Source organism: Streptococcus sanguinis (genome assembly GCF_008329445.1).
GTDB classification, from domain to species: Bacteria; Bacillota; Bacilli; order Lactobacillales; family Streptococcaceae; genus Streptococcus; species Streptococcus sanguinis_O.
Genome location: NZ_VIBR01000001.1, coordinates 789925 through 814983 on the forward strand (window position 1 = coordinate 789925; position 25059 = coordinate 814983).

23 protein-coding genes are annotated in these 25059 nt (G+C 41.6%); 7 read left to right on the forward strand and 16 right to left on the reverse strand.

Features of this window, described 5'->3' with window-relative positions:
- Window positions 1–240: 240 nt before the first annotated feature.
- Window positions 241–1107 carry a homoserine kinase gene (gene thrB, locus FKX92_RS04065; RefSeq protein WP_011836886.1) on the reverse strand — a complete coding sequence of 289 codons (867 nt, stop codon included), beginning with the start codon at window positions 1105–1107 and terminating at the stop codon, window positions 241–243.
- A 1-nt stretch (window position 1108) separates the two neighbouring features.
- Complete coding sequence (locus FKX92_RS04070) at window positions 1109–2395, reverse strand: homoserine dehydrogenase (protein ID WP_125341270.1); 1287 nt, start codon at window positions 2393–2395, stop codon at window positions 1109–1111.
- Window positions 2396–2535: 140 nt separating this feature from the next.
- Between FKX92_RS04070 and FKX92_RS04075 the strand changes: the two genes are divergently transcribed.
- Complete coding sequence (locus tag FKX92_RS04075; RefSeq protein ID WP_125353126.1) at window positions 2536–3501, forward strand: polysaccharide deacetylase family protein; 966 nt, start codon at window positions 2536–2538, stop codon at window positions 3499–3501.
- A gap of 111 nt (window positions 3502–3612) precedes the next feature.
- Here the strand turns inward: FKX92_RS04075 and FKX92_RS04080 are convergent, their stop codons facing one another.
- The 8 genes from FKX92_RS04080 to FKX92_RS04115 all read right to left on the reverse strand — a co-directional run bounded on the left by FKX92_RS04080 (window position 3613) and on the right by FKX92_RS04115 (window position 11338).
- Window positions 3613–4569, reverse strand: coding sequence for an ABC transporter permease (locus tag FKX92_RS04080; RefSeq protein WP_002900479.1), 957 nt, complete (start codon window positions 4567–4569; stop codon window positions 3613–3615).
- Between the two features lie 2 nt (window positions 4570–4571).
- Entirely contained in the window at window positions 4572–5627 is a 1056-nt protein-coding gene (locus FKX92_RS04085; RefSeq protein ID WP_002906683.1) for an ABC transporter permease, read from the reverse strand.
- On the reverse strand, window positions 5620–7152 hold the full coding sequence (locus tag FKX92_RS04090) for an ABC transporter ATP-binding protein (RefSeq protein ID WP_002900481.1): 1533 nt from the start codon (window positions 7150–7152) through the stop codon (window positions 5620–5622). Before FKX92_RS04090 ends, FKX92_RS04085 begins: the two co-directional genes overlap by 8 nt.
- A gap of 136 nt (window positions 7153–7288) precedes the next feature.
- The gene (locus tag FKX92_RS04095; RefSeq protein WP_002906684.1) at window positions 7289–8344 is read right to left on the reverse strand and encodes a BMP family lipoprotein; all 1056 of its coding nucleotides are present in this window, start codon (window positions 8342–8344) and stop codon (window positions 7289–7291) included.
- A gap of 71 nt (window positions 8345–8415) precedes the next feature.
- Window positions 8416–8805: a cytidine deaminase gene (locus FKX92_RS04100; protein ID WP_002906685.1), complete on the reverse strand. Its 390-nt coding sequence runs from the start codon at window positions 8803–8805 to the stop codon at window positions 8416–8418.
- Window positions 8792–9454 carry a deoxyribose-phosphate aldolase gene (gene deoC, locus FKX92_RS04105; RefSeq protein WP_149565599.1) on the reverse strand — a complete coding sequence of 221 codons (663 nt, stop codon included), beginning with the start codon at window positions 9452–9454 and terminating at the stop codon, window positions 8792–8794. The genes FKX92_RS04100 and deoC overlap by 14 nt, the downstream gene beginning before the upstream one ends.
- 17 nt (window positions 9455–9471) lie before the next feature.
- A complete protein-coding gene (locus FKX92_RS04110) occupies window positions 9472–10749 on the reverse strand; it encodes a pyrimidine-nucleoside phosphorylase (protein WP_149565600.1) in 1278 nt (425 codons plus the stop codon).
- Window position 10750: 1 nt separating this feature from the next.
- Window positions 10751–11338 (reverse strand): class I SAM-dependent methyltransferase, encoded by a 588-nt coding sequence (locus FKX92_RS04115; RefSeq protein ID WP_149565601.1) that lies wholly within the window; start codon window positions 11336–11338, stop codon window positions 10751–10753.
- 94 nt (window positions 11339–11432) lie between these two features.
- Here FKX92_RS04115 and coaA point away from each other — a divergent pair, with 94 nt between their 5' ends.
- The 3 genes from coaA to FKX92_RS04130 all read left to right on the forward strand — a co-directional run bounded on the left by coaA (window position 11433) and on the right by FKX92_RS04130 (window position 13239).
- A complete protein-coding gene (gene coaA / locus FKX92_RS04120; RefSeq protein WP_149565602.1) occupies window positions 11433–12353 on the forward strand; it encodes a type I pantothenate kinase in 921 nt (306 codons plus the stop codon).
- Between the two features lie 70 nt (window positions 12354–12423).
- Complete coding sequence (gene rpsT, locus FKX92_RS04125) at window positions 12424–12660, forward strand: 30S ribosomal protein S20 (protein ID WP_002895661.1); 237 nt, start codon at window positions 12424–12426, stop codon at window positions 12658–12660.
- Window positions 12661–12717: 57 nt separating this feature from the next.
- Window positions 12718–13239 carry a DNA topology modulation protein gene (locus FKX92_RS04130; protein ID WP_149565603.1) on the forward strand — a complete coding sequence of 174 codons (522 nt, stop codon included), beginning with the start codon at window positions 12718–12720 and terminating at the stop codon, window positions 13237–13239.
- Window positions 13240–13243: 4 nt separating this feature from the next.
- Here the strand turns inward: FKX92_RS04130 and FKX92_RS04135 are convergent, their stop codons facing one another.
- Complete coding sequence (locus tag FKX92_RS04135) at window positions 13244–13828, reverse strand: TetR/AcrR family transcriptional regulator (protein WP_149565604.1); 585 nt, start codon at window positions 13826–13828, stop codon at window positions 13244–13246.
- A gap of 134 nt (window positions 13829–13962) precedes the next feature.
- Here FKX92_RS04135 and FKX92_RS04140 point away from each other — a divergent pair, with 134 nt between their 5' ends.
- On the forward strand, window positions 13963–14805 hold the full coding sequence (locus FKX92_RS04140) for a DegV family protein (RefSeq protein WP_149565605.1): 843 nt from the start codon (window positions 13963–13965) through the stop codon (window positions 14803–14805).
- A 104-nt stretch (window positions 14806–14909) separates the two neighbouring features.
- A complete protein-coding gene (locus tag FKX92_RS04145) occupies window positions 14910–15683 on the forward strand; it encodes an XRE family transcriptional regulator (protein ID WP_149565606.1) in 774 nt (257 codons plus the stop codon).
- An 82-nt stretch (window positions 15684–15765) separates the two neighbouring features.
- On the opposite strand, the gene FKX92_RS04150 is transcribed toward FKX92_RS04145, so the two are convergent.
- Together FKX92_RS04150 and FKX92_RS04155 are read right to left on the reverse strand one after the other, a co-directional pair.
- On the reverse strand, window positions 15766–17403 hold the full coding sequence (locus tag FKX92_RS04150) for a hypothetical protein (protein WP_149565607.1): 1638 nt from the start codon (window positions 17401–17403) through the stop codon (window positions 15766–15768).
- Complete coding sequence (locus tag FKX92_RS04155; protein ID WP_002906701.1) at window positions 17393–18136, reverse strand: ABC transporter ATP-binding protein; 744 nt, start codon at window positions 18134–18136, stop codon at window positions 17393–17395. The genes FKX92_RS04150 and FKX92_RS04155 overlap by 11 nt, the downstream gene beginning before the upstream one ends.
- A 194-nt stretch (window positions 18137–18330) precedes the next feature.
- Between FKX92_RS04155 and FKX92_RS04165 the strand changes: the two genes are divergently transcribed.
- Entirely contained in the window at window positions 18331–19797 is a 1467-nt protein-coding gene (locus FKX92_RS04165) for an alpha-amylase (RefSeq protein WP_149565608.1), read from the forward strand.
- A gap of 43 nt (window positions 19798–19840) precedes the next feature.
- On the opposite strand, the gene FKX92_RS04170 is transcribed toward FKX92_RS04165, so the two are convergent.
- From FKX92_RS04170 to FKX92_RS04180, 3 genes are all read right to left on the reverse strand, one after another.
- Window positions 19841–22726, reverse strand: coding sequence for a MucBP domain-containing protein (locus FKX92_RS04170; RefSeq protein WP_149565609.1), 2886 nt, complete (start codon window positions 22724–22726; stop codon window positions 19841–19843).
- A gap of 12 nt (window positions 22727–22738) precedes the next feature.
- Complete coding sequence (locus FKX92_RS04175; protein WP_149565610.1) at window positions 22739–23854, reverse strand: glycosyltransferase; 1116 nt, start codon at window positions 23852–23854, stop codon at window positions 22739–22741.
- A 98-nt stretch (window positions 23855–23952) separates the two neighbouring features.
- Entirely contained in the window at window positions 23953–24990 is a 1038-nt protein-coding gene (locus tag FKX92_RS04180) for a M42 family metallopeptidase (RefSeq protein WP_149565611.1), read from the reverse strand.
- Window positions 24991–25059 lie beyond the last annotated feature (69 nt).

Here is a 25059-nt window from a genome sequence, read left to right on the forward strand (position 1 = left end):
TTATAATTGTCTAGTAGTAAAACGCTGTATTTGACTAGAAAGAGCATTTCTGATAGCACCGAAAGCTAACTCACTCGCTAGAGCCTGTAATTCTAAATGATCCATAAAGTGAATTATCCTCCTTTAAGCTAGACCCATTATAGCACAGTTAGGTATAAAAAGATAGGGATATCAACTCCTTCTATTGTGTACGCGTTCCTAGAAAAGAAAAAAGAGGTTCATGGAAAACCTCTTGATGATTTATTTTTCTACCCGGACGCCCTCTGTGTCTACCTGAAGCCGGAAGATTTGCCCTTTGAAATTCTGTTTTTGCAGAAGCTGATAAATCGTCTCCGTCTTGTGCTTGGGCGATAAGACCATAACAGTCGGTCCCGCTCCTGAGATATAGGTTGCATAAGAGCCATTTTTTCTGGCCAAGAACTTAATATCTGAAAATTCCTTGATCAAAGGCTGACGGTATTTTTCATGGAACAAATCTGACTCGATAGCCCGACCAGCGATTTTCATATCACCTTTTAAAAGAGCAGCAATCGCAACATTGGCAATGGAGCTAGCCGCAACAGCTTCCTTATAAGAAAGCCGATTTGGTAAGACTTGGCGGCTCTCAACCGTCCGAAGCTCATAGTCTGGGATATAGGCGATGAAGTCTGCGTCCGGAAAGTCCGCTACAACAGCAGATACCTGATTCCTGGACGAGCTAGATACGACCAAATTACCATAAATCGCTGGCGCAACATTGTCAGGATGTCCTTCAATCTTGGTAGCGATTTTCAGTTTCTGATAATCCGACAAATTAAGATGAGCCAGCTGGTTGGCCAATTCAATCCCAGCCACAATGACCGAACTAGAAGACCCAAGTCCACGAGCTAATGGAATATCACTGGTCATTTTCAAACGGCGTGGCTGAATATCTGGAGCCAACTGCAGGGCAATCTTAACCAGTAAATTGCGTCGGTCCTTAGGAATTCTCGGATTGAGGTCATGCTCAATCACCCACTCCTGACTTTCTTCCAAGACTTCAATTTCCAGATATTTTGAGAGGGCTACCCCAACGGAGTCAAAGCCAGGACCGATATTGGCACTGGTCGCTGGTACAATAATTTTCATCTTAATCTCCTAATACTTTGAAGGTATTGAGCAAGTCAAACTCAGCAACTTCTTTGAGCTTAACAGTGACATTTTCCAGCTGTGTCTTGCTGACAGCATGGGTAATAATCACCACGCGAGCCTTCTCACCATCTGTACCTTCCTGCAGAATCTGCTTAAAGGAAATATCCTCAGCATTGAAAATCTCAGCCAAATGCAGAACTTGGCCTTTAGAGTCAGGTGCCAAGATAGAGAAATAATAGCTACTCTTCACATCTTCTGGCTTAGCTAGCACAAGCTCACGACTAAATTCATTAAAGGCCTTGCCAACAGTTCCTTCATTCAAACGGCGGCTGATACGAACAATATCTGCCACAACACTAGTTGCAGTTGGTTTTTGCCCAGCTCCCGGTCCGTAGTACATGGATTCTCCGATACCGATGGATTCGACAAAGACAGCATTCATTACCCCATTGACACTAGCAAGCGGATGCGCTTTAGGCAGAAATGTTGGAGCTACTTCTGCTGCAATACCTGATGCCGTTTCTTCGATAGAACCAACCAGCTTGACTACATAGCCCAGATCTTGAGCAACAGCCACATCCTCTGGTGTGATATTTCGAATTCCCTGATGGCCCACATCTTCAAATTTAACATTCATACCAAAGGCGAACTGGCTAAGAATCACCATCTTGTAAGCCGCATCAATGCCATCTACGTCATTGGTTGGGTCGCTTTCAGCAAAGCCAAGGTGTTGTGCTTCAGCAAGAGCGTCTTCATAAGACCAACCCTCTTCCACCATCTTGGTCATCATAAAGTTAGAGGTTCCATTGACCACACCCAAGATACGGGTAATTTTGTCAGAAGCTAATGAATTAACCAAGGTACGCAGGATCGGAATCCCACCGGCAACAGCTGCTTCATAATAGAGAGCTACATTTTGCTTTTGAGCAATTTCCAGCAACTCTGCTCCGTGAACAGCCAGCAAGTCCTTATTGGCCGTTACCACATGTTTGCCAGCTTCAAGAGCACGAGTGATGAACGTTTTCGCTGGCTCGATTCGTCCCATTAATTCTACAACGATAGTAATCTCAGGATCCTTCAGAATTTCTTCAACATTTGTGACAAAGTTAAAGTCATTTCCAGCTGCTAAAAGACGATCTTTTTCAGCATCATCTTTGACCAAGACTTTAGCAACCTCAATCTCTGAATGAGCCGCTTGAACGATTTTTTCTTCGTTTTCTTTCAGTAAAAAAGGCACACCGCTTGCCACTGTTCCAAAACCAAGTAAAGCTATTTTAATAGACATGAAGCACTCCTTGAAAATTTCTTGTATAAAAAATATTATAACAAAATTATATAAAAATGCCTACAAAACTACTTCTTTATTTGTTATAATAGATGTAAATTTCCGCAAGGAATTGTAATTTTTTTTTAAAAGGAGATATTATGACAGGAAAACACAGAGGAAATCGCATGCAGCAACGCAAAGCTAGAAAAAGAGCTATTTTGCTTTCTTTAACGAGTTTATTACTTTTTCTCGTCCTGATTGTAGGTGGCTTTTCTTTACTAGCCAAGCTGCAAAACTCGCACAACCAAAAAGAAGTTAACAATGTGTCAACGAACCAGGTCGATACTTCATCTAAAACTTCGTCAGCACCGACTCAGGAAAAAAAGACGGCTTCGGATGACAGCAGTAAAGACAAGGTCAAATGGGTCAAGCAAGACCAGCCGGTTCAAGTTCCTATCTTGATGTATCATGCCATTCACGTCATGGACCCATCAGAAGCAGCTAATGCTGGTTTGATTGTTGATCCAGCTACATTTGAAAGCCATCTGAAAGCCTTGAAAGACGCAGGCTACTATCCACTAACGCCGGCAGAAGCATACAAGGTACTGACGGAGAATGTCTTGCCAGAAAATAAAAAAGTCGTCTGGCTGACCTTTGATGATAGTTTAAGGGATTTCTATACTAATGCCTTTCCACTTCTCCAGAAATATGACATGAAAGCAACCAATAATGTCATTACTGGATTTGTTCAAGCGGGTCGTGAAGATATGCTGACACTGGATGAGATAAAGGAAATGAAGGACAAAGGCATGTCTTTTGAAGACCATACTGTCAACCATCCTGACCTCTCAGCGACTGCAGAAGACCAACAAAAAATTGAGTTAAAAGACTCCAAGTCTTACTTGGACAAAGAACTGTCTCAAACAACTAAAACCGTTGCTTATCCATCTGGACGATACAGTGATGCAACCTTGCAGATTGCTGAAAGCCTTGGCTACAAGATGGGATTGACGACCAATAACGGACTAGCTTCCTTATCTAATGGCTTGCTCACACTTAACCGAGTACGAGTTAATCCAACTACCACTGCAGAAGACCTGCTAAATGAAATCGCAACAAACTAATCTTAAAAAGCCCACTTCAGACGAAGCAGGCTTTTTCTATTCCTAACACTTTTGATTATAGTTTCTTCTCATCACAAAAAAACACCAGCTCCAAAGAACTGGTGTAAAGGTTTATTTAGACTTGATATAGTTGATACCATCGGCTTTTGGAGCAACTGATTTACCAAAGAAAGCGGCTAAAACAATGATTGTCAACGCATAAGGCGCGATACGAAGATAAACCGCAGGTATATGAGCAAGGAAAGGAATCTGAGTAGAAACAACAGCCAGTGCTTGGGAAAGTCCAAAGAAAAGACTTGAAAGCATAGCACCTATCGGATTCCATTTACCAAAAATCATGGCAGCTAAAGCGATAAATCCAGGGCCGACAATCGTCGTAGCAGAGAAATTAACCGAAGCAGATTGAGCATACAAAGCTCCACCTACTCCTCCCAAAAATCCTGAAATCAACACTCCATAGTAACGCATGAGATAAACGTTAATCCCTAATGTATCAGCAGCTTGAGGATGTTCACCTACTGAACGTAAGCGAAGCCCAAATTTCGTCTTAAACATGATGAACCAAGCTAAAAATGAGAATCCAACAGCTATGTAACCCATCAAGCTAGTATTCTTAAAAAAAATATCTCCAATAACAGGAATATTAGACAAAATTGGAAAATCAAATTTACCAAAGGACAAATCAATATTATTAGTTTGTCCTTTTCCATAAATAGCCTTGACAAGAAAGACAGCTAAAGCTGGCGCCAGCAAGTTCAGTACAGTACCGCTGACAACATGATCAGCACGAAAATTAATGGTTGCTACTGCATGAATCGCAGAAAAAATGAGACCAACTAAACCACCTGCGAGAAGAGAAAGCCAAATAGTCATTCCTCCTAAGCTTTCAGCGAAAGTCAGGTTAAAAACAACTCCTGTAAAAGCTCCCATGACCATGATGCCTTCCAAGCCAACATTAACAACACCAGCATGCTCAGAGTAAGCACCTCCAATACTGGTGAAAATGAGAGGAGCGGCATAGACCAGCATATTTGATACAAGTATTGTTAGAATAGCAACAATATTCATCTTTACTCTACTCCTTTCATTCGTTTTTTAGGTTTGATATATTTTTCAATAATGTAGTGAGCACTTACAAAGAAGATAATGGAAGCTGTTACAATATTGACAAGTTCTGGAGGAATAGTAGCTGTTGTCATACCAGGCGCACCAGTTTGCAATGTTCCAAGTAGAAACGCAGCAAAAATGATTCCGATAGGAGAGTTGCTAGCAAGAAGAGCAACTGCCATACCATTAAATCCAACAGCCAGAGATCCTGCTTGAACATAAACGTTCTGGAAAGTACCTATACCCTCAACTGCTCCTCCAATACCACAAAGAGCTCCAGAAATCACCATTGAAAGAATAATAGTACGTTTCGCCGACATCCCTGCATAATCTGAAGCATTTGGATTAAGGCCTACTGAGCGAATTTCGAATCCAAGTGTGGTTTTCTTTATGATAAACCAAATTACAGCAACAGCAATCAAAGCAATGAAAATTCCAATATTCATACGTGACTTAGTAAGCTCTGTAAGAAAGTCTAGACGATAGCTAGCGTTTGCCGAAACAGGAATACTTGATTCGGAATCAACCATTAGTTTTTTAGGGAAATTCCGAATGATTTCATTTCCAGCAAAAAGAACAATATAGTTCATCATAATGGTAACAATAACTTCGCTTGTACCTAAAAATGCTCTTAACAAGCCGGGAATTAAACCGATTAAACCACCAGCAACTGCTGCTACAAGGACAGTCAGCGGTAACATTGCAAAACGAGGAATGGTTGGAAAAGATAAAGCAAACCAAACAGCTGCAATCCATCCTGCCAAAGCTTGACCAGGTAAACCAACATTGAAAAAACCAGCACGACTAGCCACTGCAAACCCAAGAGCAATCAAAATTAGAGGCCCCATGGTTCGGAAAATTTCTCCAATATTTTTAATGGAACCAAAAGCTGTTTTGAACAACTCTTCATAACCCCACAAGGCATCATAACCAAAAATCCACATGATGATGGCGCCAAGTAAGATTCCTAAAAGAACTGAAATAAAAGGAATAGCAATTTGCTGTGTTTTTTTATCCATTAGAACCCTCCTTGATTTTTCCACCAGCCATGAGAATACCAAGTTCTTGCTTATTAGTTTCAGATGGCTTTACAATTCCTTGAATCTTTCCATCGTGAATAACAGCAATACGGTCTGATAAATTAAGAATTTCATCTAATTCAAAGCTGACAACAAGAACGGCTTTCCCTTTATCACGTTCAGAAATTAAGCGCTTATGAATATACTCAATCGCACCAACATCCAATCCGCGAGTAGGTTGACTGACAATTAATAGATCTGGATTACGATCAACTTCTCGAGCAATAATAGCTTTTTGTTGATTTCCCCCTGACAAAGCACCTGCTGGAACAAGTTCACTAGCTGCTCTAACGTCAAATTCTTCCATCAATTTACGGGCATATGAATTAATTTGATTATAATTCAAAACACCTTTGTTACTGAGCGGTTCTTTATAGTAAGTCTGGAGAGCAATATTTTCAGAAAGCATCATTTCAAGTACCAAACCATCACGATGACGATCCTCAGGTACATGACTTACTTGCATTTCTGTAATCTTTCGTGGAGAAAGTCCTACAACTTCCCTTCCTTTGATTTTAATACTTCCTGATTTTACTTTTCGAAGTCCTGTAATAGCCTGAATCAACTCACTCTGACCGTTACCGTCAATCCCTGCAACTCCTACGATTTCACCTGCATGAACATCAAGAGAAAGCTCTTTAACAGCTGGTACACCACGATTCTCATTCACTATCAAATCAGAAATTTGAAGTACAACGTCTTTCGGTTTAGCTTCTTCCTTTTCAGTAACAAAAGAAACTGAACGTCCAACCATCATTTCAGCCAAATCTTTATTTGAAACGCCCTCAATGCTAACAGTTTCAATTGATTTTCCACGGCGAATAACTGTGACACGATCCGCTACTGCTCGAATTTCATCTAGTTTATGAGTAATCAGGATAATAGATTTCCCTTCTTTAACAAGAGTTTTCATAATATCCATTAATTCCAAAATTTCAGCAGGGGTCAATACTGCCGTTGGCTCATCAAAGATCAAAATTTCGGCACCACGATAGAGGGTCTTCAGGATTTCTACACGTTGTTGGGCACCAACAGAAATATCTTCAACCTTAGCTGTTGGGTCAACAGCTAAGCCATAGCGTTCTGATAATTCAAGGATATCTGCATTAGCTTTTTTCAAATCTAATACACCTTTATTTGTTATTTCGCTACCAAGAATAATGTTTTCAGCAACAGTAAATGCTTCAACCAACATAAAGTGCTGATGAACCATTCCTATTCCGAGAGCTGCAGCCCTAGAAGGAGAATCCAATTTTTCCGATTTTCCGTTGACAAAAATTTCTCCACTAGTTGGCTCTAAAAGACCAGCCAACATATTCATCAAGGTAGATTTCCCAGCTCCATTTTCACCAAGAAGTGCATGAATCTCACCTTTACGCAGTTGTAGGTTGATTTTGTCATTTGCGACAAATTCACCAAAAACTTTGGTTATTTCACGCATCTCAATGACATTTTCATGTGCCATTAGAGTATTCCTTTCTAGAAAATTATATTTTATTTCAGTAGAGCCTACTAATCAAGTTAGTAGGTTCTATTGAGACAAAATGTCTCAATACCCTAAAAAAGCAACCCAAGAAGGTTGGGTCGCTTCTGGATCTTTATTATTTTTCAGGTGCTTTTACACTACCATCAATAATCTGTTTCTTAGCATCTTCTACAGCTTTTTTAGCATCTTCAGATAGGTTAGAAGTTGTCAATTCAACTCCACCATCTTTCAAACCAAATGTAATTACTTTCCCACCCGGGAATTTACCATCAGCTGTTTGAGTAGCAATCTCTTGAACAGTTTTGCCAACTTGTTTTAAGCTAGAAGCAAGTACAAAGTTAGATTCCTTACCATCTTTAGACTTATATTTACCTTCTTCAGCTTGATCACGATCGACACCGATTACCCAAACTTTTTCGTCTTCATTTTTCTTCTCATTCAAGTCTTTTGCTTCTTTAAAGACACCTGCTCCAGTACCACCTGCAGCTTGATAAACTACATCAGCTCCTGCGGCATATTGGGTTGCAGCAATAGTTCTTCCTTTTTCAGGATTATTAAAGTCTTCGGCATATTGAATATCAACTGAAATATCTTTGTTAACAGACTTCACTCCTGCTTCAAAGCCTTTTTCAAAACGAGTGATAACTTCGCCACGTGCCCCTCCAATAAAACCAACTTTGTTAGTCTTCGTAGTTTTTGCAGCAGCAACGCCTGCAAGATAAGCAGCTTCATTATCAGCAAAAACAGCAGATGCTACATTCTTCTTGTCTTTGATAACAGAATCAATAATAACATAATTAATATCAGCATTTTCATCAGCAGCAGCTGTAACAGCAGGTGCTAATTTATAACCAACGCCATAAACTAATTTATAGCCATTTGTAGCTGCTTGACTGAAGTTATTCGCAAAATCCGCTTCACTTGTAGACTGGTAGTAAGTAAAGCCGTTATCTTTAGAAAGACCGTTTTCTTTACCCCAAGCTTGCAAACCTTCCCATGCAGACTGGTTAAATGACTTATCATCAACACCGCCAGTATCAGTTACGATAGCAGCCTTCAAATCAGTTTTCGCGTTTGAAGAATCTGAGCGAGAAGCACGGTTTCCACATGCAGCAAGTCCGAATGCTGCGACAGTTACTAGACCAAGACCTAGCCATTGTTTTTTGTTCATTTCTGAACCTCCTAAATAAGATGTGCAACACAGTTGCAAGTTTGAGTTTGGTCAGATGACCGATAACAGACTTATGTTAAATCTGTAAAAGAATATGGAAGTAATTCCTTGACCGTCATCACGACCGTCGATTTATCTTTAGCGACCAAGGTCACTTTTAGATCCTCAGCAAAAAATTCTGCCATTACTTGGCGGCAGGCACCACAGGGCGATATGGGTTTTTCCGTCTCACCATAGACAATCAGCTCCTCGAAGTCTAAAGCTCCTTCTGAAACCGCCTTAAATATAGCTGTCCGCTCTCCGCAGTTGGTCAAGCCAAAACTAGCATTTTCAACATTAACGCCGGTAAATACCCGTCCGTCTTTAGCGACTAAAACTGCTCCGATAGGGAAATGAGAATAGGGAACATAAGCATTTTTGCTTGCTTGGACAGCCAAGTCAATTAACTCAGTAGTCGCCACTAGCTTCTTCTCCCTTCATAATCGCCACACCGGCTGAAGTTCCGATACGAGTCGCACCTGCTTCAATAAAGGCCAGCGCATCTTCATAAGAACGAGCACCGCCAGAAGCCTTGACGCCCATGTCAGGACCAACTGTTTTTCTCATGAGGGCAACATCTTCGACTGTTGCACCACCAGTTGAAAATCCTGTAGAGGTCTTAACAAAATCAGCTTCAGCTTTCTGAGCCAGTTGGCAAGCCTTAACCTTTTCCTCATCTGTCAGCAGGCAAGTTTCCAGAATCACCTTGACCAAGGTACCGTTAGCAGCTTCTACAACCGCACGGATGTCTCGCTCTACCAAATCATAATCTTTAGACTTCAGAGCACCGACATTGATGACCATATCCACTTCGCCAGCACCCTTTTGGATGGCGTCCTTCGTTTCAAAGGCCTTTACATCGGAAGTGTTGGCTCCTAAAGGAAAACCAATTGGCACACAAACCTTGACATCTGAGCCTTTCAGCTGCTCCGCAGCAAACTCTATCCAGGTTGGATTGACACAGATACTGGCAAAATCATAAACTTTTGCTTCTTCAATTAACTTCAGAATCTGCTCTTCTGACGCTTCTGGTTTTAAAAGCGTATGGTCTATGTATTTGTTTAATTTCATGTTGGTTTCTCCTAGAATCAAGCAATAACCTCGATAATCTCGCTTACTGCAACGCTTTCATCACCTATTTTAACATTTTTTTGAAAATCTGTAACTAGTTCTTGAGAAATTTTTTCATTTGAATAAATTTTTGCGAAAACTTCTCCAATTTCGACCTTGTCTCCGACTTTCTTTTCGAAAACAATTCCAGTTTCATAATCCAAGTCGTCAGATTTAACTGCACGTCCTGCTCCAAGTCTCATAGCAAAGAGTCCGAATTCCATGGCAGGCAGTTCAGTGATATAACCTGCCTGTTCTGCTTTCACTTCTATAATATGAGCTGCACTTGATGGACGATAGAGGTCTTCCAAGTCACCGCCTTGAGCAGCAATCATAGCTTCAAATTTCTTCAAAGCAGCTCCATTAGTCAACTGTTCTCTCACTTCTTCTGCTGTTTTCTCAACATCTGCCAGTCCGAGCATAATCTGAGCCAACTCACAAATGAAAGTTGTGATGTCTTCACGACCCCTGCCCTGCAAGATATCCAAAGCTTCTAAGATTTCCAGACGATTGCCAATGCTGGTTCCCAAAGGCTGACTCATATCTGTCAGAACAGCTACTGTTTTTCTGCCGACAGCCTTGCCCAAATCTACCATAGTACGTGCTAGTACACGAGCGTCATCAATATTTTTCATAAAGGCGCCTTCACCGACCGTCACATCCAGAAGGATACTGTCTGCACCAGCAGCAATTTTCTTACTCATGACAGAGCTCGCTATCAGCGGAATGGTATCAACAGTTGCTGTTACATCTCGCAAGGCATAGAGTAACTTATCCGCTAGCACCAACTGATCAGACTGACCGATAACGGACAAGCCGATTTCCTGCACCTGCTTGATAAAGTCTTCCTGACTGCGCTCTACCTGAAATCCTTTAATGGATTCCAATTTATCAATGGTTCCTCCAGTATGGCCCAGCCCGCGGCCGCTCATTTTAGCAACTGGCACACCAAAGCTAGCCACCAAAGGTACCAAGACCAGAGTTACTTTATCACCAACACCGCCAGTAGAATGTTTATCTACTTTTATTCCCGCGATTTCTGACAAGTCAAACTGTTCACCGGTTCCAACCATGGTCATGGTTAAATCCGAAATTTCCCGAGTCGTCATGCCTTTAAAATAGACAGCCATCGCAAAGGCTGCCATCTGATAGTCAGGCACCGTTCCGTCCACATAGCCCTCAATCAGCCACTGAATTTCCTGACTGGTCAGCTCAAGACCATCTCTTTTCTTTTGGATAATATCTACAGCACGCATCCTATTTTTCGCTCCTTAGTATATAGTAGCCTTTGTCCTTCTTGACAATCTCACAATTACCGAAGACAGCTTCCATCTTCGACTTGGCACTGGGCGCTCCTTGCTTCTTCTGAATCACAAGGGTCAAATCACCGCCTTCTGTCAAATGCTCATAGCTTCCGCTGATGACTTCGTGCACGACTTGCTTACCAGCACGAATAGGCGGATTACTGATAATATGGTCGAAAAAGCCACTGACCTTTTCATAAACATTCGACTGGAAGATATGAGCAGATACCTGATTCCTCTCAGCATTCTTCTGAGCCAAGTCCAAGGCCCTCTGGTTGATATCTACCATGGTCGCAGCCACTCCGTACGCTTTGGCTAAGGTCAAACCTAATGGGCCATAGCCACAGCCAACATCCAGCACCCGTTCTCCAGCTTCAAAGTCCAAGACAGACAAAAGAACCCGACTGCCATAATCAATCATCTTTTTACTGAAGACACCAGCATCTGTCAAAAAAGTCAGCTGCTGTCCTAACAGTTCTACACTTAATTCATGAATATCATGTTTGGCATCAGGATTTTCCGCAAAATACATTTTAGTCATACAACCATTTTATCATAATTTTCCTAGATTTGTAAATCGTTTTCATTTCTCCTAAAAGTATGTTATACTAAAGTCCATCATACAGGAGTAACTTATGACTAACGAATTTCTTCATTTTGAAAAAATCAGCCGCCATACATGGCAAAACCTGCACCGCAAAACAACTCCGCCTCTGACCCAGGCCGAACTTAACTCTATCAAGAGTTTCAATGATAAGATCAGCCTGCAGGACGTGACGGACATTTACCTCCCCTTGACCAATCTCATTCAGATTTATAAACGTTCTAAGGAAGACTTGGCTTTTTCCAAGGGGATTTTTCTACAAAAAGAGAGCCGAAAACAGCCCTTTATCATCGGAGTTTCTGGCAGTGTGGCCGTTGGGAAATCCACCACCAGCCGTTTGCTGCAGATTCTGCTTTCTCGAACCTTTTCAAATGCGACAGTCGAACTGGTTACCACAGATGGCTTCTTGTTTCCTAATCAAATTTTAGAAGCTAACGGCATTTTAAACCGCAAGGGATTTCCTGAAAGCTATAATATGGAGTTACTTCTTTCCTTTCTGGATAGCATAAAAAACGGTCAGGATTTCCAAATCCCTGTCTACTCGCATGAGACTTACGATATCGTCCCTCAGGAAATGCAAAAGGTAAAGGCAGCTGACTTTGTTATCGTCGAAGGCATCAATGTTTTCCAGAGTCCACAGAACGAGCGCCTATATATGACAGACTTTTTTGACTTTTCTATCTATGTCGATGCAGAAGTCGAAAATATTGAAAACTGGTATCTGGATCGCTTTAAAAAAATGCTGACGTTGGCTGAAAACGACCCAAAAAACTACTACCATCGCTTCACCACGCAATCAGAAGAGGAAGTAGTAACCTTCGCCCATAATGTATGGAAAAGCATTAACCTTGTCAACCTGCTAGACTACATTGAGCCAACCCGCAATCGGGCAGAAATTATCCTGCACAAAGCTGGAAATCACGAAATTGATGAAATTTACTTAAAAAAATAAAAAAGCTTGTCAAATCCTAATTTTTCATATATAATTAGATAGTTAGTATTTTCAATGGAGGTGAAACAACTTGGCAAACATTAAATCAGCTATCAAACGCGCTGAATTGAACGTGAAACATAACGAAAAAAACTCAGCTCAAAAGTCAGCTATGCGTACTGCAATCAAAGCATTTGAAGCAAACCCATCTGAAGAACTTTTCCGTGCTGCTAGCTCAGCTATCGATAAAGCAGAAACAAAAGGTTTGATCCACAAAAACAAAGCAAGCCGCGATAAAGCACGCCTTTCAGCTAAACTTGCTAAATAATGCATACAAAGGGAGCTCTCAGGAGCTTTTTTTGTTTCTCACACAAAGGAGAAAAGGATGAAAATAGCAATTATTGGTTATTCCGGTTCTGGCAAATCCACTCTAGCAGCACAACTGTCCAACCACTACTCCATTCCCAAACTTCACATGGATAGATTGCAGTTCCAACCTGGCTGGAAGGATAGCGACCGTGATTGGATGAGTGAACAGATGGATGATTTTTTGTCAAAAAATACCGACTGGATTATTGATGGCAACTACTCTTGGTGTTTTTATGAACGGCGGATGGCAGAAGCTGACCAAATCATCTTTCTGAACTTCTCTCGCTGGAACTGCCTTTATCGAGCTTTCAAACGCTATCTAAAATACCGCAATCGGACCAGAGAAAGCATGGCTCCAGGCTGCCCTGAAAAGTTTGACTGTGAGTTTATCTGCTGGGTTCTTTGGAAAGGACGACGTCGGACAGCACTGGCAAGATATAAGAGAATCCGACAGACTTTTCCTCAGAAATTCTACGAATTTAGAAATCAAAAAGAACTGACCAGCTTCTTACAGAACCTAAAAACAAGCGAGCCCTAATGACTCACTTGTTTTTATTTGATTTCTTTTTCTGTGGGAAAAGAGGTAGGCCTAAAGAAGCTATTTTTTCAGCTGGAACCTTCATACCGTCCTTAATCCACTTGGAAAGAACGGAAACAACTGCCGAACTCCAGAAGGAATTCATGTAAGAGTTAGTCGATTTCTTAGCATTGCGATTGCGCTTTTCCAAAAAGTCGAATACGGCCTGAGTAAGCAGCTTTTCAAAATTATAGTCAATGGCTAGACTGATAACCCGAGCTTCTTTCTTGGCTTCCTTAAAAAGAAAAAGCCAAATCTGGTACATCTCAGTTTTAAAGTTAAATTCTTCTAATTTATCCGTAATGCCTTGAACAGTATTTTTAAAAATCTCTTCCAGAATCTGCTCTTTAGAGCTATAATTGCGGTAAAATGCAGCGCGGGAAACCCCTGCTCGCTCAACCAGCTCTGAAATCGTAATTTTTTTGAGTTCTTTCTTCTCCAGCAGCTGCATGAGAGAAATTTCCAGAGACTCTCTCGTGATTTGATTGGATTCCTGATTGTATTTCTTTAAATTCGCGAGTGATTTTTCCGATATTTTCTTTTCCGACATAACAATTTCTTCCCTCTTGTCTCAGCTGACAGTTTCCGCTTTCTAGTAAGCATTCTTCATGTTATAATTTTAAAAAAAGACAGGTTTTTTGTCAATTTTTTTATTGTACATACTTGACAAAAAAGGAGAAAAATATGACTTGGAAAATTATAGCTGACTCTGGCTGTGACTTTCGTGAAATGGCAAACTTGGCCAAAGACACTCAATTTGAAAGTGTTCCCTTGACCATTCAAGTGGAAAATGAGATTTTTATAGATGATAAGCAGCTTGATATCGACCTAATGATGGAGAAGATGTATGCTTCTTCTGCTGCTTCAAAGTCTGCCTGCCCTAGTCCAGATGACTATCTCAAAAGCTTTGAGGGGGCTGACAAGATCTTTGTGGTGACTATCACTGGAACTCTATCTGGCAGCAATAATAGTGCACAGGTTGCTAAGAAAATCTTTTTAGAAGAACATCCTGATGCCCAGATTAATGTCATTGATAGTCTTTCTGCTGGCGGAGAGGTGGACTTGCTTGTGACTAAACTCAATGAACTCATCCAGCAAAATCTCAGCTTTGATGAAGTTGTTGAAGTCATTAGTCGCTATCAGGAGAAAACCAAGCTTCTCTTCGTTCTGGCAAAGGTAGATAACTTGGTCAAAAACGGTAGACTGAGTAAACTTCTAGGAACCGTTGTCGGCTTGCTCAATATACGTATGGTCGGTGAAGCTAGCCAGACTGGTACTCTAGAGCTTCTGCAAAAGGCACGCGGTCCAAAAAAGGCCCTTGCTTCTGCAATCGAAGAGCTACTCAAAGCCGGTTACAAGGGTGGCCGACTCATCATCGCTCACCGCAATAACGAAAAATTCTGCCAGCAATTTAGCCAACTGGTACAAGAAAAGTATCCCCAAGCTCAAATCGAAACGGTACCAACTTCAGGTCTCTGCAGCTTCTATGCTGAGGAAGGCGGAATCTTAATGGGCTACGAAATTTAATACAGTATCTAAAAAAGTAAAGGATTAAGCTCAAATAATTGACCTAATCCTTTACTTTTTCGATTTAATTCGCTATAATTAAATCAAGTAAAGGAGTTGATATTATGGCCAGAGGAAGAGGCGCAGCAAGCCCCCAAGACAAGGAAGCAAGTCTTCTCATTTCTAAAAAAATCAAAGAACTTCTCAAGGAAACAGGTAAAAAACAAGTTGAGCTATCTCGTGAAACAGGTATTCCTGCTAGTACACTGACTGGCTATATCAAAGGAACATCTCTGCCTATCGCAGCCAATCTAGAAAAAATTGCAAGATTTTTTGAGGTAGAGGTTGAAGAAATTGACCCTCGTTACCGACTAATTGCAGACATCCCTCAACAATTTCCCGATTTAAATCGTATATATCAACAACTTGACCAAGACAGACAGGAGAAAGGATTAAAGCTACTAGAAGCTAGCCTGACTGAGCAAGAAACACAAGCTAGCTTAAAGGACGACTACTTCCCCTACTTGGTCTATGAAAATTACTATCTCTCTCAGCATAAGCCAGAACAAGCTGATTTAGTCTGGCTGGACAGAGAAATCGACTACGATATTGCCCTTTGGGTACGAACTGACTCGTTAGAGCCCAAGTATCCGAGAGATTCCGTAGCGCTAATCAAGCAGACTCATTTCGAACTTGCTGGCGCTATCTATGCTATCGACTATGACGGCCAAACCATTATAAAAAGGGTCTTCAACGATCCATCTGGTATCCGTCTAATTTCCCTTAATAAAAAATACAGTGATAAGTTTATCCCGCATGAGGAAGAACCTAAACTAATCGGTCGAGTTATGGCGACTTTCATGCCACTGGATGTAGAAAAAATAAAGAAAAACAAATAACAGTTCTGCAAATGTACAGAGCTGTTATTTTGATGATTTTCAGTCAAAAAATCAGAAAGTCTTTCGACTTCCTGATGCTTGTTTAATAAAATACTGCTAATTCTTCATTCAGCTTCTTCATGTAGTGTTTGTGGACTATGTAAGACAGCACAGCTAAGCCTGCTAAAACTAGAGCGACTATCATATAAATTACCAGAGGCGCAAGAACATTGGATATAAAGAAGAGAAGAGTAATGACAATCAACATTCCTAAAATCAGGGCGATAGCTAGAAGAGTTTTCACCATACTGTTATCTCGGCTCATCAATTCTGTGACATTGGACCAATTGGTCACGAGATGCTTGTAGTCTCGGTAGTACCCCCAAGAACTCCACATTAGGCTAATTAAGGCCCAAACAATCACCATGCCCAAGAAAGTCACTGGATGCATACCGGAAATAAGGCTAGTTATCAAAAGCAAGGTCAGAGGCAGGATAGACTGGACGGCAAAGATCTGCCAAAACTTCAGACGAATATATTGCTTCAAATCAAAGGGGAGAACCTTGAGATAATCAAAATTTTCCCTTTCCAGAGAAATCCCAATAGCCGTAAGGTTGCTGCCGCCTGAGTTTAGCGTTGCAATCAAAACAGCCAGAGCCATCATTGGCAAGAGGAAACGTGGTCCCAGATAAGAAGTCAAAGACAGGCCACCTTGTATCATGCCCATTCCCATACTGAAAATGACAATGTAAGGGAGAAAGGCCGACATAAAGATAGCTTGCATAATGACAGAACCCTCGCTCAAGAGCCTGATATTGTAATGCCAGACAAACTTTTTGAGATTTTTTGCTTCCGCAATATTGATGTCATGCACGCGCTCCCGCTTTCCTACTGTGGAACCCGTCATGAGAGCTGCCTCATAGAATTCTGGAATCACCTTGGTCTTTACGATGAAAAATAGAAGAGCCGCAACTGCCACCCATCCCAAAAATCCCAGCAAGGAAGCTGCACGAAAAGGATGAAGAATAAAATCATAAAATGCCTGAACTGGAGGGAAGAAAGCTTTAACCTCTGTACGATTTACAACGCTTCTGCTGTTCATTTGATTAATCATAAAATAGAGGAAAAAGGAGCCGACGGAAACAAGAGCCAAAATGACATTGGACAGGATGGTCTTGTACTTTCTGAAAAATGCTGTCTTGGTAATAAAGTGGACGGCAATCAAAATCAGAAAGGTGATAACTGAACTTAAAATCAGAATAGCAAGCAGAGCCAAGGGCAGGCCCAAGAAAGGATTGCCACCTTGAAAAGCCAGAACCAAGAAATAACTGAACATAGGCAGAATGGCAATCAGCAAGGTCAGGATAACTGAAATGCTTTTGCCGACGATGATTTCTGCTTCGCTAAAAGCGTAGGGGCGATAAGACTGCAAGTCCTTGCTTTCATAAAAGACATTGTAAAAAACCAGAAAGCCTTGAGACATAGAAAAGAGAGCAAAAGCGGAAACCAAATTGGCAAAGAGCCCCGGATTGCCAACTAGTTGGTTCAGGGAGCCCATCAAGCCGAAAAGAAAGAGATAGACCAGTCCTAAGATCAGATACATGCGGATAGCCTTCAGCGATACATTGACCTTGCGCTCAGGATTCTTAGCTTGCATCTTGCGGTACTGCAGCAGCTGAGACGGCTGAATGGCGTAGAGGATGTTGATATCAACGAGTTTTTTTATAGCTTTAATGCGCATCAGGACTCACCTCTTCTCTGCGGCCCGCTAGGCCAAGATAAATTGTTTCAAGAGACTGTTCTGGATGTTGGCCTTTTAGTTCTTCAATCGTTCCGTAGAAAATCAATTTCCCTTTTTTGAGAATGGCCACCTTATCACAGAGCTGCTCTGCCACTTCCAAGACGTGGGTTGAAAAGAGAACTGTATTTCCTTTATCTGCATGCTGGCGCATCATCTGCTTGAGGTCAAAAGCTGCCTGCGGATCAAGACCTGTCAGCGGCTCATCCAGCACCCAAATATCTGGATCAGACAAAAGAGCTGCAATAACGAAAACTTTTTGCCTCATCCCATGAGAGAATGAATCAATGACCTCATACCGATGAGAGCCAAAGTCGAAAATATGGAGCAGATTTCCCAACCGCTCTTCTACTTCTGCATTTGTCATATCGTAAGAAGTCGCTACCAGTTCCCAGAACTCATTGGCAGTTAGGCGCAAAAATAGATCTGGTGAGTCAGCTACATAGCCAATTTTTTTCTTGATTTCCAAGCGATTGGCGGATAATTCTTTCCCATCCACAAAAATCTGACCACTGCTAGGATTGATGACGCTGACCAATGACTTAATGGTAGTAGATTTTCCGGCGCCATTGTGACCAATCAGACCGACGATTTCTCCGCTCTGCAAGGTCAGATTCAGCTGATTGAGAGCTACCGTTCCTTCATAAACTTTAGTGACATCTTTAAATTCAATCATAAGAGAGCTCCTTTACCGATTTCTATACAAATTAGTATACTCTTTTTGCGGCTTTTTGTCTCATCTAAAAATGTTTCATGTTCAATTTTAAAAAGATTTTCAAATTATAAAAGAGCTAAGTGTTTATGATAGTGAAAAACGCAAACGATTGCGCCTTTCTGCTTCTTTTGGTACAATAAAGCCAATCAGTGAGAATGAAGAGGAAAATTTATATGGAAAACCAAACCTTAATGCAGTATTTTGAATGGTATCTGCCAGATGACGGTCAGCATTGGAATCGTTTGGCGGAAGATGCACCAAACTTAGCAGCGAAAGGGATTCGCAAGGTCTGGATGCCGCCCGCTTTCAAAGGAACAGGCTCTAATGACGTCGGCTATGGCGTTTACGACCTTTTTGATTTGGGAGAATTCGACCAAAAAGGGACCGTCCGCACAAAGTATGGATTGAAAGAAGAATATCTCCGAGCGATTGAAGCACTTAGCCAGAACGGTATCGAAGCTATTGCTGATGTTGTTCTCAATCACAAGGCCGCAGCTGACTACAAAGAGCGTTTTACTGTCGTTGAAGTTGATCCAAATGACCGAAATGTAGAAATCTCAGAACCATTTGAAATAGAAGCGTGGATGCATTTTGCTTTTCCAGGCCGCAATAAAACCTACAATGACTTCGAATGGCACTGGTACCACTTCACTGGCACTGACTATGATGCTAAAAACAACAGGTCAGGAATTTTCCTCATTCAAGGCGATAATAAAGGTTGGGCAGATGATGAGCTAGTGGACAACGAGAATGGCAACTACGACTATCTGATGTATGCGGATATTGATTTCAAGCACCCCGAAGTCATCCAAAATCTCTACGACTGGGCTCATTGGTTTATTGAAAGCACTGGTGTACATGGCTTTCGCTTAGATGCTGTTAAGCACATTGATTCATTCTTTATGAAGAATTTCATCCGTGATATTACTGAAAAATACGGTGACGATTTCTATGTCTTTGGGGAATTTTGGAATAGTGACGAGACAGCCAATAATGATTATCTAGAAAATATTGACTACCGCTTTGACCTAGTCGATGTCAAGCTCCATCAGAATTTATTTGATGCCAGCAAATCTGGAGCAGACTATGACCTGCGAACTATTTTTGACCAAACACTTGCAAAAAATCACCCCGAATCAGCTGTGACCTTTGTAGATAATCATGATACTCAGAGAGGTCAGGCTTTGGAGTCTACCGTCGAAGAATGGTTCAAGCCAGCGGCCTATGCCCTTATACTTTTGCGAGAAGCTGGATTGCCCTGCGTCTTTTACGGAGACTACTATGGCATTAGCGGAGAATTTGCCCAAGAGAGCTTTCAAGAGGTACTGGATAAACTCCTAGACATCCGTCTCAATCTTGCTTATGGTGAGCAGACCGACTACTTCGACGATGCCAACTGTATCGGCTGGACCCGCCAAGGTAAGGACGATGGTCAGCCAATCGCTGTCCTTATCAGTAATGACCAAGCAGCCAGCAAATCAATGCTTGTCGGTTCAGAATGGGCTGGCAGAGAATTCAGCGACTATCTGGGCAACAGCTCCCAAATCGTAACCATTGACGACCAAGGCTGGGGAGAATTTCCTGTGGAGGAAAAATCAGTAAGTGTCTGGAGTGTTAGATAAGTCACAGAAAAATATGAAAAAGAAAAATAAGACCAAATTGGCCTTATTTTTTTCGTTCTTTCTTTGAATATAGTAAGCTAAAGGAAGCCAAAAGGCTGATAATTGCTGCTCCCAAGAATGATGAATTTGTGTTTCCAGTATTTGGTAATTGATGTTTGGACACTTGAGACAGAACAGGAGTAGTCTTGGAGTTTTCAATTATTGCAGGACTCTTCTGCTCAGAAGTTTCTGTTCCCAAAGGTGTTTGAGTATGCATTTTTGGCTTGTAAACATAAGTGCGAACGCCATTGGCATCTGATACAGAAACGAATCCATACTCCTCAATAGTCTTAGCATCTAGCAAACCAAATTCCTCAGCTGCTAAAGGTCTTCCTTCTACATCTACAAAGCGAGTGATTTCGATAGAAGGCTTGTCCTCAACCGGAGCATCTTTCGGTACTTCATGCACACTGGCACGATAGACATGCGTACGAATGCCGTCCTCGTCACTGCTGGATTGGTAGTCATAACTAGCGATAGTCTTAGACGCCACCAAACCACGTTCAGGATCTGATAATTCTTGACCTGATTCATCGACAAAACGAGTCATTTCCATGACTGGACGCTCTTCGCTTGGAGCATCTGACGGTACTTCATGCACGCTGGCGCGATAGACATGCGTGCGAATGCCATCCTCCTCAGTACTAGACTGGAAATCATATCCTGAAATACTCTTAGAAGTAACTAAACCTTGCTCAGGAGCTGATAATTCTTGACCTGATTCATCGACAAAGCGGGTCATTTCTAAAACTGGTTTCTCTTCTCGTGGAGCGTCTGTCGGTACTTCATGTACAATGGCGCGATAGAGATGAGTACGGATGCCGTCCTCATCAGTAGTAGACTGAAAGTCATAGCCAGAAATACGCTTAGATGCCACCAAACCTTGCTCAGGAGATGATAATTCTTGACCTGTTTCATCTACAAAGCGGGTCATTTCCATGACTGGCTTGTCTTCACTTGGAGAGTCTGACGGTACTTCATGCACACTTGCGCGATAGACATGGGTGCGAATACTGTCCTCGTCACTGCTGGACTGATAGTCATAGCCAGAGATTGTCTTAGACGCCACCAAACCGCGCTCTGGATCTGATAATTCTTGACCTGATTCATCGACAAAGCGAGTCATTTCCATGACTGGACGCTCTTCGCTTGGAGCATCATTTGGAAGTTGGAACTGATTGAGTTCATATTTATAGATGATCTCTTTGGTTCTTCTTGCTTCGTACTCTCCCGATTCAGCATCATAGGCAGTTAGTCGAGATTTATAAGTATAGAGCTGATTCTTATGGGAAATAAGAGGTTTAGGGCTGACTGTGTATCTAGCCTTACCTGGTTGCTCATCCGTAATAGGGTTAGCAATAGCATGACCCTGTTCGTCTTGATAACGGACAAGAACCTTGCCAGGTTCCGTATCTCTCTCATTAACCTTCTTAACACCTGAAACTTTAAAGACGAAGCCTTCAGCTTTGACCGTTCTAAATGCTGCATCTATGCCCTTTTGGTTAATTTCTAAGCCAAGTAATGTCTTACCTCCCCTGTGAAAAGTTGGTTCAACAGATTTAAGTCCACCATCAGGCGTCTCAATTAAATTATGTACACCCTCAATTTGGATCGTATAGTCTCTATCGATATAATAGCGAGTCCTGTCATGAGGTTTCATCAGATACAGTTTGTAGTGGAAGGTTTTAATATTGTTTTCACCAAACCAAGGTGGCATTACAGTCGGATTATTGCCCAGCCAGTCGATATACACTAGGTCGTTATATTTTTCTAATCCCATACGATCTAGTCGAAAAATTCTACCAATTTGAGACTCAGTGAAACGATAATTGAGTTGTCTCCATGGTGCATTGGGTTCTCTATAACCAAAGGCTAATGGATCCGTATCTCGTGTATCAAGCAATCCAATCTTTAGATTCGTATTGTAATTAGGGACATCAAAATCAATTTCCTTTTGATTAATAACAATTTTCTGAAAGTACGGATTAATAGGTACTCGTTCAGCCAATCTCCTTTCACTAGGATACGCATCAACTCGGAACATATCTGGATTTTCAGAATATATTTGCCTTATCTCTTTCATAGATAAAATCCTACGATCTGACTCAGGCAGATATTTTCTAGAAAAAGCTTCTTCATAGGTTATCCCATCCCATTTTGATGGAGTATACGCTGTCCTCAAAAACACTCTTTTGGGCATAGATTCATCAACTGTCAAATCCAATTCGGAGCGTGGAATAATAGCTTTTGGTATCTTGGCTACTTCTTCTGGAGTCGGATTTACATTCAATATAGACTCCCACTTATTCAAAAAGAAGAGTGCTGTATTATTTTGAATAAATGAATCCCAACTAGATACTCTTTTTGATGGAACTTGTCTAAAATCCTCATCTTTGACTAGATTTAAATTTTCAACTTCCTTTAAGTTAATGTATTTAAAGACACCATCCATCTTACGGATCGCATAAGCATGATCATACTTTTTAGCTGCTTCTTCTATTTGCTCCACCGACTGTATCTCTGGCATGACAGATGTCATGGTTGCAGCCTTAGTTATTTCATAACTCTCTTCCTGAGTATGATAGTCATAAAATTCTTGAGCTAACTGTTTGATTTCAGGCGTGACTTGGGCTGCTCCCTTCTCTCCTTCTTCTGAGATAGTCAGACCAGAAGGTCCCTCTGCTGGTGTATTTTTGATTGTCCCATCATTTGGCAATTCTTGATTGACAGGAGGTGTGGCTTGATTATTCTGGACTTGATTCCCCTCTGTTTCACTACTTACCTCCTCTGCTTGTACAGTCACTGCCATTGTCCCAGCAAGCAGCAAGGACAGAGGAATCGGGACTAATTTCATTCCCATTTCTACTTTTTTCCCTAAAGTCTTTTTCATCTTCTTCTCCTTTTAATCTCCTATTTTAGATAATTTAAAAACTTTTTCCCATAGATTGACTAGTAATTCTTTGTGATAGCGATTGGCAAGTTCTTTGGATCTTACCGAAAATCCCCTCCATTCTTTTTCTCCAAATTGGCTAAACTGCTCCAGATGAGCAATATATTGATTAGCATCATTTTGCGGTATCAGCCAGCCATTCTCTCCATGCTTAATATAAGCCTGATTGGCATAACGGACATCCAGACCTATCAGAGGCAGGCCATTGACCAAAGCCTCATAGAGCGATGTCGCAAAGGCTTCCGATAAAGAGGTGCTGATATAGGCATCATAAGCTTGATAAGGTACCTGAGACTGATAACCCTTAAAATGAACTATGTCTTCCAAATCATTGAGCTGAACTACATCTTGAAGCATGTCCATGTCAGGACCATCTCCATAGATGTCAAGAGTAAACCGCATTTGACCTTTAAATTTTAATAAAGCCATGATTTTCAGCAATAACAGAACATTTTTTTCCTCAGACAAACGACTGACTGTCACCAAGCGAATCTCCTTAGGATCAAATACTCTCTCTCTTGGATATTGGACCACTTGATTTGCATAGGTTGTTGGAATAAAGAGGGCCTGATCCCTCATCTTTTGAGGCAGATAAGCCTCTTGGCCTTCCCCAACCAAAATCAAAGAGTCTAATACATCCTGATCCAGCAAGCCCATCACCTTTTTATTTAACTCTTGTCCGAGGGCAATCATATGATCCTGATGAAGGACGCGACCTACATGAAAATCTTGCTCACGTCTCAAGAGAATATTTTCAGGAATATCCAGACGCTCCATCATCAGCCAGTCTTCTGGCTCAAGCTCCTCCTCAGCAAACTCCTGAAGACTCCTACCAGCTAATTCTAAGCCCAGAAAACGGACTTTAGTCCTATCAATTCCCAAGGCTTCATAACTATCCAGCACAAGCTGCCTAGAAGATGCATTAGCATATATATCTGTATCCGCTTCAGAAACCCACAACTCATAAGGCACTTTCATTTCTTCAAAAAGCTCAAATCGATTGCGGAGGGCAATGTCAATCCCAAATGTCCTAGCACGGATACAAGAATCCACACAAACTACTTTCATTTTCTCCCTTTTAACCTAAAGTAATTCTATATAATAATATCTCACAACTTACAATTTTATGCAAGCGTTTCAGATGATTTTTTCTAAAATTTAATTGCTCACTCCACCAAGTCACTTCTCAAGTATGCATCCACCATGCGCTCTGTCGCAACAACTGAATCAATATGGGTACGCTCATAAGAGTGGCTGGATTCGATGCCAGCGCCTAGCAGAGCATGCTTGACTTCTGCTCCTGCGATCATAGCTGCAGAGGCGTCTGATCCGTAAAATGGATAGATGTCCAGTTTGTAAGGAATGTCCTGCTCCTTAGCCAAATATACCAAATGCTGGCGGAAGCCATAGTGATAAGGTCCTGAAGCATCCTTGACACAGATGGAAACCGTATACTCATCTGTCTGCTGGTCGTCACCCATAGCCCCCATATCAACCGCCAGATACTCCACTGCTTGCTCCGGCAGGCTGGAATTAGCCCCGTGCCCAACCTCTTCAAAGACACTGAAAGCAAAATGAGTCGTCACCGGTAGCTGAATATTTTCCTCTTTATAAACTCGCAAAAGATTGAGCAAAATAGCTGCGCTGACCTTGTCATCCAAAAAGCGAGACTTGATAAAGCCTGACTCGGTAACTGTGGTACGAGGATCAAAGGAAATAAAATCACCGACTTCGATTCCTAAATCCCGCGTTTCTTTCTCATTTCTCACCTTTTCATCCAAACGAACTTCCATATTGTCCTGAGTACGTTCAACCGTCCCAGCATCCTTATAGACATGGCAGGAAGTCTGGTGAACTAAGATAGTCCCACTGATAGTCTTACCACTGCTAGCCACGTGGACTAGGCAGTTTTCTCCTTCAATCATGTTCCAAGGGAAACCGCCAATCCGATCCAGCTTGAGACGACCATCTGGCTTAACCGCCCGAACAATAGCCCCCAGTGTATCCACATGGGCAGTCACTACCCGATGCTGGGCATCATTTTCACCCTTAACCACAACATGAACGCCGCCTTTATTGGTCCGGACAGGCTCATAGCCCATTTCCCCCAGCGTTTTCACCAGATAGTCTGCCACCTCAGCCGTAAAGCCTGTTGGCGAAGGAATAGCCGTTAATTCTTGTAAATATTGAACAGTTTGATTCATGAATGTCTCCTCATCGTTTTTCTTTATTATAGCATAAAGAAAGCCTGAACAAATAGATTTTCAGCAGGC

What these genes read in the sequence shown, in the direction of transcription:
- thrB (WP_011836886.1), bottom strand. Translation starts at nt 1,107, where the DNA reads ATGAAAATTATTGTACCAGCGACCAGTGCCAATATCGGTCCTGGCTTT.
- FKX92_RS04070 (WP_125341270.1), bottom strand. Translation starts at nt 2,395, where the DNA reads ATGTCTATTAAAATAGCTTTACTTGGTTTTGGAACAGTGGCAAGCGGT.
- FKX92_RS04075 (WP_125353126.1), top strand. Translation starts at nt 2,536, where the DNA reads ATGACAGGAAAACACAGAGGAAATCGCATGCAGCAACGCAAAGCTAGA.
- FKX92_RS04080 (WP_002900479.1), bottom strand. Translation starts at nt 4,569, where the DNA reads ATGAATATTGTTGCTATTCTAACAATACTTGTATCAAATATGCTGGTC.
- FKX92_RS04085 (WP_002906683.1), bottom strand. Translation starts at nt 5,627, where the DNA reads ATGGATAAAAAAACACAGCAAATTGCTATTCCTTTTATTTCAGTTCTT.
- FKX92_RS04090 (WP_002900481.1), bottom strand. Translation starts at nt 7,152, where the DNA reads ATGGCACATGAAAATGTCATTGAGATGCGTGAAATAACCAAAGTTTTT.
- FKX92_RS04095 (WP_002906684.1), bottom strand. Translation starts at nt 8,344, where the DNA reads ATGAACAAAAAACAATGGCTAGGTCTTGGTCTAGTAACTGTCGCAGCA.
- deoC (WP_149565599.1), bottom strand. Translation starts at nt 9,454, where the DNA reads ATGAAATTAAACAAATACATAGACCATACGCTTTTAAAACCAGAAGCG.
- FKX92_RS04110 (WP_149565600.1), bottom strand. Translation starts at nt 10,749, where the DNA reads ATGCGTGCTGTAGATATTATCCAAAAGAAAAGAGATGGTCTTGAGCTG.
- FKX92_RS04115 (WP_149565601.1), bottom strand. Translation starts at nt 11,338, where the DNA reads ATGACTAAAATGTATTTTGCGGAAAATCCTGATGCCAAACATGATATT.
- coaA (WP_149565602.1), top strand. Translation starts at nt 11,433, where the DNA reads ATGACTAACGAATTTCTTCATTTTGAAAAAATCAGCCGCCATACATGG.
- FKX92_RS04130 (WP_149565603.1), top strand. Translation starts at nt 12,718, where the DNA reads ATGAAAATAGCAATTATTGGTTATTCCGGTTCTGGCAAATCCACTCTA.
- FKX92_RS04135 (WP_149565604.1), bottom strand. Translation starts at nt 13,828, where the DNA reads ATGTCGGAAAAGAAAATATCGGAAAAATCACTCGCGAATTTAAAGAAA.
- FKX92_RS04140 (WP_149565605.1), top strand. Translation starts at nt 13,963, where the DNA reads ATGACTTGGAAAATTATAGCTGACTCTGGCTGTGACTTTCGTGAAATG.
- FKX92_RS04145 (WP_149565606.1), top strand. Translation starts at nt 14,910, where the DNA reads ATGGCCAGAGGAAGAGGCGCAGCAAGCCCCCAAGACAAGGAAGCAAGT.
- FKX92_RS04150 (WP_149565607.1), bottom strand. Translation starts at nt 17,403, where the DNA reads ATGCGCATTAAAGCTATAAAAAAACTCGTTGATATCAACATCCTCTAC.
- FKX92_RS04155 (WP_002906701.1), bottom strand. Translation starts at nt 18,136, where the DNA reads ATGATTGAATTTAAAGATGTCACTAAAGTTTATGAAGGAACGGTAGCT.
- FKX92_RS04165 (WP_149565608.1), top strand. Translation starts at nt 18,331, where the DNA reads ATGAAGAGGAAAATTTATATGGAAAACCAAACCTTAATGCAGTATTTT.
- FKX92_RS04170 (WP_149565609.1), bottom strand. Translation starts at nt 22,726, where the DNA reads ATGAAAAAGACTTTAGGGAAAAAAGTAGAAATGGGAATGAAATTAGTC.
- FKX92_RS04175 (WP_149565610.1), bottom strand. Translation starts at nt 23,854, where the DNA reads ATGAAAGTAGTTTGTGTGGATTCTTGTATCCGTGCTAGGACATTTGGG.
- FKX92_RS04180 (WP_149565611.1), bottom strand. Translation starts at nt 24,990, where the DNA reads ATGAATCAAACTGTTCAATATTTACAAGAATTAACGGCTATTCCTTCG.